The organism is Fulvivirga imtechensis AK7, from assembly GCF_000331535.1.
Taxonomy (GTDB): domain Bacteria; phylum Bacteroidota; class Bacteroidia; order Cytophagales; family Cyclobacteriaceae; genus Fulvivirga; species Fulvivirga imtechensis.
Map to the genome: position 1 here is coordinate 1 of NZ_AMZN01000059.1, position 13,875 is coordinate 13,875.

The following is a 13,875-nucleotide window of genomic DNA, read 5'->3' on the forward strand; positions in this document are numbered from 1 at the left end:
TGGTTTAGTAGCCCGTAGGAGGACCGACCGTTAAGAAATGATCCGGTGGATCATTTTAGGGAGGGGCCAGCCTGCAGGGTGAGTCCGGGGAGCGGTGGCGTTCGATTCCCCTACCGTTCCAACTGCTTCAGACTGAAGAAATAAAAAAAGGCCTGAGCGACTTACTCAGGCCTTTTCGTAGCCCGTAGGGGAATCGAACCCCTGTTTCCAGGATGAAAACCTGGCGTCCTGACCCCTAGACGAACGGGCCATGGGTCAAACGAGGTGCAAATATAAATAGTTGGATCAGAAATCAAAACCAAGAGCAAAAATTAATTTGAATTTTCCTTCTTCTGCTGTATGCCCCCTACCTGATAGCCTTAAACACCAGATCTGTAAGAAACACCGTAATGTCATCAGACTCTGAGTCGGTCATATCGGTGAGGGATGGCAGGTGATCCGCAAAAAATCTTTGGTCGTGGGAGCTTTCGACAATTGTTGATATTAATGTTCTGGGAAAGGGATAATTGGGGTTAATTTCCTTTACAATGGCTGCCACTCTATTACACAAGCGCTTATAGCTGATAAATAACCCTTCCTTGTTTACCTTGTCAACCTCTTTTATCAGGTACACCTTTGACGACTCGGAAACTACAATGCGGTATAAAGCCGTTTCGTCAATATGCTCGAAATTCGGGTCCTTTTCAATGGGTTGAGAAAGAAGCTTGATAGCAGTAAGGAGTCGCGCTTCAGCAGAGTCTATATTGTTGGTAGCAAGCATAAGCTTGTAGTCCATCCAGTTCCAGTACCAGGCTAGTAAATAAAGCAACAGCTTATGTTTACTCTCAAAATACCTGTAAACAGATGGCTCTGTTGCCCCTATGCTCATGGCCAGCTTTTTAAAAGTGAAGGATTCAAAACCCATATCATCGATCATTCCGATACTATGCGTAATGATCTTCGTACCCAGTTCCGATGAATTCGGATCCTTCAGATAAAGTTTATCATCTATATTGATGTGAACCTTTACAGGCTCATAGACTCTGTTGTACTCTAGGTTTTCCTTCACTTTTTTGCCACCCGAAAAATATCAGACTTTTTGTATATACTAAAACTGCAAATATAATTATTACTAAACAATTATACTGCCACCACGCCCTGCTACCTCATCAACTGTTCACCTGCGCGCTTTCAAGATTTTCTGCATGGATAATCTCATCTTCATAGAATGCCACAGCCCCGGTTTCCACATCATACATAGCTCCTATCAAAGCGATCTCCCCATTTTCTATTAACTCCGCAATTACGGGGCTCTTTTTAAGGATCTGTTTCAGCGTAAGTTGAACATTCAATCTGGACACATTTTCAACAAATGCCGGGTTGCTGGCATTTCTGTTTTCCCGGGTTTCCTCTTCGAAGTCTATAGCCGGCTTCACTTTCTCCAATAAGGTGGTAAGATTACCCAACTCTACATGATCACATGCCCCTTTGATTGCTCCACACTTGGTATGGCCAAGCACTACAACCACTTTTGAGCCAGCGACTTTACACGCAAACTCCATACTACCCAAAATATCTTCATTAAGAACATTGCCTGCTATACGGCAACTGAAAATATCCCCCAGGCCCTGATCGAAAATAAGTTCCGCGGAAGTGCGGGAGTCGATGCAGCTCAATATAAAAGCAAAGGGATGCTGACCTTCTGAAGTTTCATTCACCTGCTGCAGCAGATTGCGATTTATCTTCAAATTATTAATAAATCGTTCATTACCATCCTTCAGCAGCTTTATGGCTTTTTCAGGTGTAAGTTGCGCTTGCATTTCTTTCGTTAGTGTTCTCATATTATATTATTTGGAAGTTTTAAATTTGTTATATCAGGCTTCAGAATGCGTTATTTCCTTTTCTGTAATGCGTTGATAATCGTTTTCCCGGCTCACTTTTTCTAATACAGGAATACCCTCAATCCGCACGCGGATATCTTTGTTTTTTGCATTAACTATAAAATCGCGAATCACTTCTATCACATCATGATCTATTATTTTAGTACGTTTTGCATCGATAACCACATCTGCCCCACCTGGCAGGTGGTTTAAGGTCTGAAGCAGGCTTCCTTTATTTAGGAACGAAACCTCCTCCGCTAAAGCGATAGTGCGCATCTCCCGGCCATTTGTATTGCTCGCATGAAATACATACGGATTTTGATAATGACCACGGAGGATATAAAAAATGGCAAACGCCATACCTATCCCAATGCCTGTTAACAGGTCTGTAAACACAATACCCACTACTGTAGCTACAAAAGGAATAAACTGACTCAAGCCAAGCTGATACATCGATTTAAAAAGTGTAGGTTTGGCCAGTTTATACCCTACCACAAACAGGATACAAGCCAAAGTTGCAAGGGGTATCATATTCAAAATATTCGGGATGGCTATAGCTGATATCAACAAGAAAAAGCCATGAGTGATCGCTGATAATTTTGTTTTTCCTCCAAAAGTAATATTCGTAGAACTCCTAACGATCACCTGGGTAATAGGAAGCCCCCCAATTAACCCTGATATCACGTTGCCCAGTCCTTGTGCCTTAAGCTCACGGTTAGTCGGAGTGACCCGCTTATACGGATCCAGCTTATCTGTGGCCTCTACACAAAGTAACGTTTCAATACTGGCTATTAAGGCTACTACCATAGCCGTGAAGTATACTTGTGGATTGGTAAGGTGACTAAAATCAGGAAGACTGAACTGACCAAAAAACTCACCCAGGTCACTAGCTACGGGAATATTAACGAGTTGATCTTTAGTAAGACTGAAAGGGAGGATACCTGCCTGGAACATCTGATTCAGGATAATACCTGCCACCACTACTACTACGGGCCCTTGTATTAATTGAAAAATGCGATGTGTTTTTGTCAGCACCGCCTCCCATAATATTAAGATAGTCAGCGAAACCGCTGATATGATCAGCGCCCCCGGTGTCAGCACCTCAAAAGCTGTACTTAAATCAGAAAAGGTATTACCCACGGCTGTCTGGAAAGACAGGTCACCTTCATAATCTGCATCATAGCCGAGTGCATGTGGGATCTGTTTTAGAATAATAATGAGGCCAATACCTGTAAGCATGCCCTTGATAACCGAGGTAGGGAAATAATAAGCAATAATACCTAACCTCAGGTAACCCATAACGATCTGCAGGATACCCGCTATTACTACTGACACTAAAAATGCCTGCCATGAGCCAAGTGTGGCTATGGCCGAAAGTACAATCACCGCCAGTCCTGCTGCCGGTCCGCTTACTCCCAATGGTGATCCACTGGCCATACCTACTATAATACCTCCCACAATACCGGCAATGATGCCCGAAAAAAGTGGTGCCCCGGAAGCCAAAGCTATACCAAGACATAGTGGCATAGCCACAAAAAACACCACAATACTTGCCGGCAGGTCGTAACGCGCGTTCTCAAAAAGCCCTTTGATTTTCATAGGTCGGTTTTAAATTAAATTTTAGCCACCAAAATCCAGTATTTTTAGCAATACATATGTATACGTTAGTATTACTAACTGGTTTCAAATGTAAAACTAATTTTTTTAAAATTCCACTTCATATACTTATCATTTTTCAGCCCCAGGTAATACAACCACCAACACACAAATTACCACCGGCCATCCACATCACACGACTGTTCAACGATTTAACTTCATCTTTTAAAAGATTTTTATTATATTTCGAAATTGTCTCGTTGGCTTCATGTTTCAAATGCTGCTAAAAGCACTCTGAATACTTACTTATACAACAAAGACCAACTATTTGACAATGAATCAATTCAATTCAACCGACACGAAGGAACGCGTGGCTCATCAGGTTCAACGTGTTTCACTCTATGATTTTGGCTATGAACAATCGGGCACCTACAAGGGAGATCCTGATATGTATTTGACCTACCTGAACAGGATACTGAATGGCGATCTGGTAGAACCTGCTTACAAGGGATTTTCTGATGATGAAAAGATCGAACGCGTGAGTAAGATCAAAGAACTGGAAGCCGAACAGGCTACTAAGGAGGCTCAAAACCAGAAGATAGAAGAGGAAATAAAAGAAAAAGAGAGCCAGGTAGATGAATATCAAAAGGAGATACTGGCTATACGACAAAGCCGGGCTCAGGACTCTGAAAAGCTAAAAACGGAAACTTTCAGTCCTGTGAAATTTACCATTAACGCCTTTCTCCTGATCATGCTGTCTGTATACTTGTTCTTCTTTTATATTTCGGCTGCTTATAAGGCGTTATATGTGGATTTTGAGGGTATCGCCGAAAATATTGCTTCGGGAATAGGCGTGGGAAGCATAATGCCCGGTGCTTATGAACTCGCAGAGGCGCTGCAATATAACTACCTGCTTTTGCTTGTACCTTTTGTTTTTTATGCCTTCGGGTGGGCATTTCACATATTATTGGAGCTCAAACACAAAGCAAAGTTTGTATTCCTTTCATTACTAATAGCAGTGACTTTTGCGGTGGATTTTCTACTGGCGCTCATTATCCATGGCAATACCGAAAGTGCGAAAGAGCTCATGGGGCTTCCTACTATACACTGGTCTCAAAGCTCAACGTTCTACATTATTTTATTTCTGGGTTTCCTGGTCTATATCATTTGGAGTATACTATTCGACTCGATGCTTAGGGAGTGGGACAAACGACAAGTTACATACAACCTAAAAAAGATCATACGCCACCTTGAGCGGGACATCAACGAGCTTCGCAAAAAACTGCATAATATCGACAGTATTAAAGAACAGATCACAGATTACAGAGAAGATGTAAGTGTTATTATGTACGGCAGTCTGAAAAAATATCTTGATCAGTTCTCTTCAGGCTGGCTGGCTTACCTTTCTCCGGCTAATTTGAAGGATACCAAGCAAACCTGTCTGACACTGAAAAAGGAATTTGAAGACAAACACAAGATCAAAAGCGGAACAGTAAAGGTAATTAGCCGAAGGTAAACTACCTCCCACATTCAGGTTTCAGAAATTCATTTTCAAAATTATTTTCTATGATCACTAAAAGAAACATCATCCATAATCTGTTGGCTTTACTCATTATCAGTGTTGCTACTTCATGTAACATTCCCAAGCCGGAAAAAAAGCAGACTATTAGGGAAAAGCATAACTACATTGTACTTCTCGATCTTTCTGACCGGTTAATAGTGCAGGACCAGCAGCCCGAAAGAGATCGGCAGATCATCAAGGCCATCTATGGTATTTTTGAAGAAAAGGTAAAGAAAGACCTTTATGTAAAATCCAGAGATGAATTTAAGGTAGTGATAGCGCCACAACGAGGATCACGACTAGACAAGGATACGTACGAAGATCGTCTGTATGTGAATATGGACAACATTCAAAATATTTACAGGCGCTCAAAAGAAGAAGAGAGGCGCATGAAAGTCTTCGGTAATGTCGACAGCCTATACCAGCAGGCAGTCTTCAGCAACAATCCGAAGGCATATTATGGCGCTGACATCTGGAAGTATTTCCATGAAGACTTATCTGTAGACTACTCACGCGATACACTCACGGAAAATTACCTGTTTATTCTTACCGATGGATACCCGATAGTAGGCAAGAACCCGAATAAGCTGAAAGAGATCAAGGCAAAGTTCCCACGGCTGCATGTGGTGCTTATAGAAGCTACTCCACGAGATAAAGACCTGGAGTGGGATCGAGTAATGGCAGTTTGGGAAGAATGGTTTAACGATATCGGAATAGAAAAATATACTTTAATCAAACGTGGTGCTATTTCGAAAGAGATTGAACAGGTAAAAGCCCTTGTGACATCTGACGCATAGATCTGTTTACTGAAATTAGATTCACTCCTGCTCTCTGGCACAACAAGTGGCCCGGGAGTGGGATATGGAATTAGTGTTTGCAAGAAAACACCAAGTGGCTTTAAGAAAACGACAAGGTAAAGGCTTGTGAAGTGCCAAAAAGCGTACTGAGATACGAGAGCATTTTTGGGACGAGCCTAACGCGGACATTGGCGTTTTCTTAGAGACAAGAATTAAGCTTTTTGCTGTCCGATTATACCCATTGCCAACTTCCTCATCATTTTCACCCGCTCCGGATCAACCGTTCGCACCATATACTCTCCACCTTCTGCAGAGCCCATACCGGCAATGGCATTATTGTGATAGGCCATGCCACTTGGCTTCAAAGTGGCAGCGGAAAAATGTATCTCATCAGCAGCACTCTTCCTGATCACCTCCTCTACAGTATCTTCATTTACTCCTGAACCGGGCATTATCGCAATTCGCCCCTTCGCCTTTTTGATCAGTTCACCGACCAGGCCTGCTCCAAGTACAGCTTTTGGTTGATGGCCGGAAGTAAGGATTCGATCAAAACCAACTTCAATGCAGTCTTCCAGGGCTTCCAATGGATCACGGGTCATATCAAACGCACGGTGACACGTCACCTTTAATGGGCGCGCCTTTTCGATCAACTCCCTACACCTTTTCTTATCGATCCTTCCCTCCGAAGTAAGTACGCCAAAGACTACCCCATCGACACTTAGCTTTTGACACTGCCAGATATCACGTTTCATTATATAGAACTCATCGCTGGTGTAGAGGAAATCACCACCTCGAGGCCGGATCATCACAAATACATCCATGCTAATTTGCTGACGTACAACCTCGATCATGCCATAGGAAGGCGTGGTCCCTCCTTGCCCGGGATTGTCACAGAGTTCAATCCGGTCAGCTCCACCCTCCTGGGCACGCAGGGCCGACTCAAGATTGTAAACAACTACTTCCAGTGTCATAAGGTGAAATAATTTCTTTTGCCGCTTATCCAGTATCCCCATACTGTTTAACCAAATATCGCATTTTTTATTTTTGTGAGGCTTCTGACTAGAAAAATTTTCGTGTAGTGGTTAACACACGAGGTGAGTTGCCGGATCTCCCTGAATTGCCAACTTCTGATTGATCTTTGTTATTCCGAATAAGCAATAGTAGTGAGCAGTGAATTCTCAGCTTGCCGTGAGTCAAGTCGTGTATGCTGAATTACCACGGGAATGTCGGATTCAATAACGCTGGCATAATCTGTGTCTTTTGGTATCGGTTCGGGCTCCTTCAGCTCATTAAATCGCAGGTGCTTTGTTCGCTGAGGTGGGATAGTAACCTCATACGGGCCTACCGGGTCCTTGTCAGTATAGAAAATGGTGATTTTAATATGTGCTTCCCGATCAGAGGTATTTAAAATACAGGCGGTTTCATGGCTGGTAAACTGGGGTTCCGGTCCATGCCCATATGAAGGTATATAGCCCTCAGCTATTATCCAGGTTTTTTTTCCAATTGCTTCCATATCGTCTTTATCTGCTTTTTCTCACTTTATCAGATAACATATGAAAGAAGCATTGGTTTAGTTAGTGTCACTAATAAAACACGGATGCCACACCGATGGGACCTTGAGCCTCATTCTGCTCGTAAACCCTGGTGTTTCATTAAAGCCGCTTCGGAGTTTTTTTTTACAAACACTAATTGAGTTCTTTAAAACACTTTATAATATCTTCTCCAAAACCTAATCGCTTGTACACTGCTCTGGCATGAACATTTTGAGAAAATACATTTAAAGTTACCCATCTGAAGCCCTGTGATCGCGCCCATTCTTCTCCTCGCTCTATCAACAACCGCGCAATACCCTGTCCTTCACCTTCTGGCGCAACTACTATATCGGAAATATGGGCATGCCTTTCACTATTATAGTGATCTGAACCCAATCTGATATGAAGAAACCCCAACGGAACACTTTCAGCATCCTCAGCTATAAAAATTTCCATATCCGCTGATGGCTCCGTAAGTTCTCCGCTCAAAAGTTTCGCGTCCAGCTCCATCATCCTCGAACCATCACGCCATGGAGGCAAACCAAACGCTGTCAGGCGGGGCACGAGAGAAATAACAAATTCTCTATCTCGAACCGTAGCCGTTCGAACCTTTATTTTTTTATTTTCAGTCATACGCGGGTCCTAAAAAGTTTTGTAGTAACAAAATTAAAGGAATATAAATATATATGAGCCAAACTCAATTACCAACAAAGGCGCATAAGGCATGGCCGTTGTGATGGGGCTAAGCATCACTGTCAGGTGGCTTCTGAAAGCTAAAAAGTACTGATTTCTCTCCCTGAAGCCACCGTCAGGGGGTAAGTCTTTTTTTGATAAAAACGCGTATTATGCCCCCGAAAGAATGAAGTTATTAGATAAAAAAAGTACGACCTGGTAAATGAGCTATCAACACACCACCAACGCTTTAAAAATCCGCATCATCACCGTTATAATCTCCTCTGTCCCGGTCACCTCTATCCCGTTTCTTTTTCTGGTTCAGCCGGTAGGTAAATGAGGCGGTCACCTGCCTTGCCCTCCACTGAAACTCGGACTCCTGATAAAAATTACTGGTAATGGTTTCTCCTCTCCATCTTCTGGAGTTGAGCAGATCCCTTACATTGAACATGATCGTACCTTTGCCTTTTAACACATCTTTGCTGAGCCCCATATCAATCATATAAAAGGCTTTTCTTCTTCCCTGCGTGTCTTCCTGGGGGGCATTGTACCGGCCGCTGACCTGGTAATCGAGCACGCCAAACAAAGTCATTTTGGAAGTTACACGGGCAGACATGGTGTAGGTGTCATTTGAAAGTTCCTGTTCCTGGTACTGACCATCGGTCATCGATCTGTAGAAGTTGGCGCTACCATTGATCTTCCACCAGTCACCTACGTCTTTCGATACCGTAAATTCCACTCCATAAGCATTTCTACTGCTCAGGTTTAACGGAATAGCATAGGTAATGCTGTCTTCAGCAAAGCGAACCCGATCGATTACACCCGTGGTATGCCGGTAGTAAACACTGGTAAACAGTGACGCAGTACTCCAGTTTTTAAGGTATCCCACCTCATATGAATTAGTATATTCCGGATCCAGGTCAGGATTACCAACACGGATATTCCGCTGATCGGTAAAGCTGGAGAAAGGATTCAAACTCCAGAAGCCCGGCCTGTCAAGCCTGCGGCTATAGCTGGCCTGAAGTGAATTCTGACCCTTTAATCGATAGGTAATATGGGCACTTGGGAAAAACCCAATGTAGTTCTTATCATTTTTCAGGTTATCCTGTACAAGCTCGGTGGTGATATCGGTTACTTCTGTTCTGAGACCTACCTGGTAAGAAAATTTTCCTATCTTATTACCAACTATAGCGTAAGCTGCATAGATATTTTCATCATAATTAAAATCATTAGTAAAACCAGGCAACATTTCGTACTCTCCTTGTTCATTAAGCTCTTCTACGAGATAGGCATTGTCTATTTTCCTAAAGGTACTTCTATACCCTGCTTCTATCTTACCTTCCTTTGCAAAAGGATGCACATAATCTGCCTGAAGCAGTAAATTGCTCTCAAATTCATCATTTAAAGACCTTTGAAATACATCCGGCTGGAAACTTTCTCCATGCTTTGGAGTCAGGCCCTGTGTTTGCTCTGCATCTTCTATTTCACTGCTTTCGCGATATTGAATATCAGCAGTCAGCTTTTGCTTGTCGCTTCTAAAGGTTTTGGTGTAGTTCATTGAAAACTCTATGTTCTCCTCATCTTCCAGCTCTTCGTCAAAACGCAGTATGGTGGCCACAAGATCGCGATTGGAGTCATAATCCCTGTACACCAGTTTTGTTTCATTTTCTTCGTCAGATATTCTGTATAATGCCGAAATGGTAATGGTATTCTTATCATTAAGATAAAAATCCGATCCAAATCTGAAATTATTGGAAATACCACCCCGGGTCCTGTCACGCGTCAGGTCGGTATAGTAGGTAGTGTCCTTCATATAAAATATCTGATTGGCATAGCCTGATCCCGGATTTTTCCTATAGTTGATGCCGTAGTTGGCAAACAGATTGAGCCACTTTTTACGGTAGTTTACATTGAACGACAGTCCGTAATTATCCGGGTATCCGGCATTGGCGCTGAATGAGCCGTTAATACCGTCATTATTATCCTTTTTGAGGATGATGTTAATAATTCCTGCATTGCCCTGTGCTTCATAGCGTGCTGAAGGATTCGTTACCACCTCAACACGCTCAATGAGGTTGCCCTGCAGTTGCCTCAAAGCATCTGTGCTGCTGATACCTACCAGCCCGGAAGGCTTTCCGTTAACCAGTATTCTTACATTGCCACTGCCTCTTAAACTTACATTTCCTTCTATGTCTACATTAACAGAAGGAATGTTATCCAGTATATCTGCCGCACTAGCTCCGGTATTGCTAAGATCCTGCCCGACATTGAACACTCGCTTATCAAGCTCCATCACCATTTGGCTTTTTTGTCCTGTAATCACAACCTCGTCCAATGTTTCAGTATCGGGACTCAAATTAATAGTACCAAGGTTGGCGGTCATTTTTTCCCTACTGAGCGCCACATTGAAATATTTTGATGCATAAGAAATAAACTGCACCTGAACAATAAACTTGCCCGGACGTGCATCAATTGAAAATTTACCATCCACACCCGTAATACCTCCTCCAACCAAAGAGCTGTCCTGTTGGTTGAGCAAACTTACCGAGGCATACTCGAGGGGCTGCCCCGATTCAGTGTCTATAACAATACCCTCTACCTTAAAAGGAGTTCCACCTCCCCCACCGCGCTGTCCGTAAGTAAAAGCAGTTAAAAAAATTAGTATTACCGGCAACAGTAATTTTAGCATCATCCAAGTAGTTTTTTTATATGTGAACAAAATTAAGCCTTTGATTTGATTCAAATTTGTATAAAAGTTGAAGGAAATCTGAAGTTTTAAAAAATGACTGTTATGCAGTGCATTTTTTTCTGGTATTCATAAGAAATATTAAATGAACTGACTTCACAGATCTTTTTTACAATGGCAAGCCCCAGCCCGATGGATTCCTTGCTCTGATTATCTTTTTTAAACCGCTCAAACAGCACCTTAGGGTCAGATTTTAACGCCTCCCCGGTGTTTCTGATCGTCAATTTTTTATCAGTCATAGTGATACTGATCATCCCTTGCTCATTGTTGTGCCTGATAGCATTTTGGATCAGGTTGGTGATCATAATGGCTGCCAGCGTACTATCCATCCGCACACAAACCTGGTCCTGTATCTCTGTCTCCACTTTAATTGATTTGAGATCGGTCAACTCCTTGAAATCCGCCAGTAACTTAGAGAGCAACTCACTCATATCGACCTTTTCAACGCTCTCAAATTCCTTGTTTTCGATCTTAGTAAGCAGAGAAAGCGCCTTCCCTAATTTTGAGAGGCGCTGTATAGACTCCTGAGCAGAGATGATCAAAGACACCTGCTCATTTGACAGGTTATCGGATTCAAGCAATAGCTCCAGCTTACCATTAGTGATTGAAAGTGGGGTTTGCATCTCGTGTGATGCATTTTCGGTAAACTCTTTAAGGGATTGATAATCAGATCTCACCTTATCAGTCATTTCCTCCACAAACTTATTGAGCTTATCAAACTCTCTGGTATTGGACTTCTGATAGACTATCCGGTCGTTTTTCTTTAGACTGAAGTTCCTGATCTGTTCCAATGTAGCATTAAAAGGCTTCAAAATAAACAATGAGGCTATCCAACCGAGCACCAGGACAACAACGCTGAGCAGCAGGTACATTTTCAACAACGATTCATTGACGCCATCTGAAATATCATCTTCCTCGATGATCAAGTCGTACAGCGATATACTGTAGTAGCGATCACCGACTTTTTTGATCACATCCAATTTGTTATGCGGCTCCATCCGCTGTAGGGTGGCATGCATTACTACAGTGTCTGAAAAGGTAATAGGGGTCTCCTCCACCTGACCATCTAAAGGTATTATCCTGATCTTATCTCGCTCAAACGGTCTGTCAAGCTTTCGGTGCTCGATCATCCGTATTGCAGAGGTAAGCCGCTCTGTTAAAAATCGTTGCTCTTCAAAAACTACCTCGCGCATGATGACCTGGTGCGTGATCATGCCACCCAGCAGAAATACGACCAGGGTAATCAGCAGGTATAACAGCGTAATTTTAAATATTAACTTCACGACACCTGAGGGTTAAACTTATAGCCGGAGCCATACATGGTTTGAATATAATCCCGACCACCGGCCTGTACGATTTTTTTTCGTAAATTTTTGATATGCTGGTAAACGAAATCAAAAGAGTCTACCGAGTCCATATAGTCGCCCCAAAGATGCTCTGCTATGGATTGTTTGGTAAGAACCCTGCTTTTATTAACTACCATATATAGCAACATCTCATATTCCTTCCTGGTCAGGTCAAGGGGTTTGCCGTTTACTGTTACTTCCATCGTCTCTGTATTGATGGTGATCTCATTAAATACAACATCGTGTGTGCCACCCAGATGCCTTCTGCGATATATCGCCTTAAGCCGTGCATTAAGCTCCGAGAGGTGAAATGGTTTGGGTAGATAATCATCTGCGCCAAGGTCGAGTCCGTGAATTTTATCATCCAGCGCATTTTTAGCCGATAAAATCAGTACTCCCGTATCAGGATATTCTTTTTTCAGAAACCTTAAAATGTCAAGACCATCGCCATCCGGCAGCATCAGGTCCAACAAGACGATATCATAATCAAAACCGGCCAGCTTTTCTATAGCCTGATGATAACCACTACACCATTCACATACATATCCCTCTTTACTCAGATATGATGTTATGTTGTTTGCCAGTTCGGCCTGATCTTCCACTACAAGCAATTTCATGATGTATCAAATATATCAATAGTTTTTGAAGAGATTTTGAAGAAAGGCTTTCAGTTCTCAGTTCTCAGTTTCTCAGTTCTCAGTTCTCAGTTCTCAGTTCTCTGTTCTCAGTTCTCTGTTCTCAGTTCTCAGTTTCCAGTTTCTAGTGACTAGTTTCTAGAAATACCTGTTAAAAAACCAGTGACCAGTGACCAGTGACCAGTGACCAGTGACCAGCATTTGTCTAAGTAATAGCAATGAATTAACTTGTCATGCTTACAAATACTCAGTGAAAGAGTTTTACCACAGGCCCGCCTACATTCTACCTGTTATTGTCATCGCACAATTTGCGGGCACTTCGCTTTGGTTTGCCGGCAATGCAGTACTTCCCGACTTGCAAGAGTTCCTGTCGCTGCCGTCCGGATCATTAGGTAGTATTACCTCCGCTGTACAATTGGGCTTTATTTTTGGCACCTTGACTTTTGCAACATTAACTATTGCAGACAGGTTTTCACCATCAAAGGTATTCTTCTTTTGTGCTATAGCAGGGGCGATTCTTAACCTTGCACCTGTGGTTTTCAAGAGCTATATCCCGATACTGGGCTTTCGCTTTGCCACAGGCTTTTTTCTTGCCGGTATTTATCCTGTAGGGATGAAGATCGCCTCCGACTGGCATGAAAAAGGTCTTGGAAAGGCATTGGGTTATCTCGTTGGCGCACTTGTGCTGGGTACAGCATTTCCGCACCTGATCAGTGACCTGACCGGAGGCCTGCCCTGGAAGTATATTTTAATTGTCACTTCCATAGTGGCGGCATTAGGAGGAGCTATCATACTCATATTCGTTTCTGACGGACCATTCAGGAAAAGCGGAGCTCGATTTAACTCCCATGCCATACTAAAGCTATTTAAAAACGTGAGCTTCAAACGTGCTGCTTTCGGCTACTTTGGCCATATGTGGGAATTATATGCATTTTGGGCCTTCGTGCCATTCATTATTCTACATCACAACAAAATAACCAATAACAGTTTGAGTTCCCCTGCTTGGTCCTTTGTAATTATCGGTTCCGGCTCTCTTTCCTGTGCACTCGGTGGTCATATTTCGCTATACCAGGGAAGTAAAAAGGTAGCTAGTGTAATGATTTTTTATAAACCGAACTATTTCCTTTGTAA

The 13,875-nt window shown here is 42.6% G+C and carries 12 protein-coding genes and 1 tRNA gene; 3 read left to right on the forward strand and 10 right to left on the reverse strand.

What is annotated here, in order from left to right; all coding sequences use genetic code 11:
- Nucleotides 1–178 precede the first annotated feature (178 nt).
- From C900_RS17875 to C900_RS17890, 4 genes are all read right to left on the reverse strand, one after another.
- Nucleotides 179–250: transfer RNA gene (locus C900_RS17875), tRNA-Glu, on the reverse strand.
- Nucleotides 251–346: 96 nt separating this feature from the next.
- Complete coding sequence (locus C900_RS17880) at nt 347–1,048, reverse strand: TetR family transcriptional regulator (RefSeq protein ID WP_009581538.1); 702 nt, start codon at nt 1,046–1,048, stop codon at nt 347–349.
- Between the two features lie 100 nt (nt 1,049–1,148).
- The gene (locus C900_RS17885) at nt 1,149–1,820 is read right to left on the reverse strand and encodes a carbonic anhydrase family protein (protein ID WP_009581539.1); all 672 of its coding nucleotides are present in this window, start codon (nt 1,818–1,820) and stop codon (nt 1,149–1,151) included.
- A gap of 33 nt (nt 1,821–1,853) precedes the next feature.
- Entirely contained in the window at nt 1,854–3,458 is a 1,605-nt protein-coding gene (locus C900_RS17890; protein WP_009581540.1) for a SulP family inorganic anion transporter, read from the reverse strand.
- Between the two features lie 331 nt (nt 3,459–3,789).
- On the opposite strand from C900_RS17890, the gene C900_RS17895 reads away from it, so the two are divergent.
- The gene (locus C900_RS17895) at nt 3,790–4,971 is read left to right on the forward strand and encodes a hypothetical protein (RefSeq protein WP_009581542.1); all 1,182 of its coding nucleotides are present in this window, start codon (nt 3,790–3,792) and stop codon (nt 4,969–4,971) included.
- Nucleotides 4,972–5,021: 50 nt separating this feature from the next.
- Complete coding sequence (locus C900_RS17900) at nt 5,022–5,813, forward strand: hypothetical protein (protein ID WP_040497044.1); 792 nt, start codon at nt 5,022–5,024, stop codon at nt 5,811–5,813.
- A 212-nt stretch (nt 5,814–6,025) separates the two neighbouring features.
- Here the strand turns inward: C900_RS17900 and C900_RS17905 are convergent, their stop codons facing one another.
- The 6 genes from C900_RS17905 to C900_RS17930 all read right to left on the reverse strand — a co-directional run bounded on the left by C900_RS17905 (nt 6,026) and on the right by C900_RS17930 (nt 12,726).
- Complete coding sequence (locus C900_RS17905) at nt 6,026–6,784, reverse strand: copper homeostasis protein CutC (protein ID WP_040497047.1); 759 nt, start codon at nt 6,782–6,784, stop codon at nt 6,026–6,028.
- A 170-nt stretch (nt 6,785–6,954) separates the two neighbouring features.
- Nucleotides 6,955–7,326, reverse strand: coding sequence for a sensory rhodopsin transducer (locus C900_RS17910; RefSeq protein ID WP_009581546.1), 372 nt, complete (start codon nt 7,324–7,326; stop codon nt 6,955–6,957).
- A gap of 172 nt (nt 7,327–7,498) precedes the next feature.
- A complete protein-coding gene (locus C900_RS28640; protein ID WP_051052888.1) occupies nt 7,499–7,978 on the reverse strand; it encodes a GNAT family N-acetyltransferase in 480 nt (159 codons plus the stop codon).
- 289 nt (nt 7,979–8,267) lie between these two features.
- Entirely contained in the window at nt 8,268–10,709 is a 2,442-nt protein-coding gene (locus C900_RS17920; protein WP_009581548.1) for a TonB-dependent receptor, read from the reverse strand.
- An 83-nt stretch (nt 10,710–10,792) separates the two neighbouring features.
- Nucleotides 10,793–12,046 (reverse strand): sensor histidine kinase, encoded by a 1,254-nt coding sequence (locus C900_RS17925; protein WP_009581549.1) that lies wholly within the window; start codon nt 12,044–12,046, stop codon nt 10,793–10,795.
- Complete coding sequence (locus tag C900_RS17930) at nt 12,043–12,726, reverse strand: response regulator transcription factor (protein ID WP_009581550.1); 684 nt, start codon at nt 12,724–12,726, stop codon at nt 12,043–12,045. Before C900_RS17930 ends, C900_RS17925 begins: the two co-directional genes overlap by 4 nt.
- 268 nt (nt 12,727–12,994) lie before the next feature.
- Between C900_RS17930 and C900_RS17935 the strand changes: the two genes are divergently transcribed.
- A partial coding sequence (locus tag C900_RS17935) for an MFS transporter (RefSeq protein WP_040497045.1) occupies nt 12,995–13,875 on the forward strand: 881 nt, incomplete at its 3' end.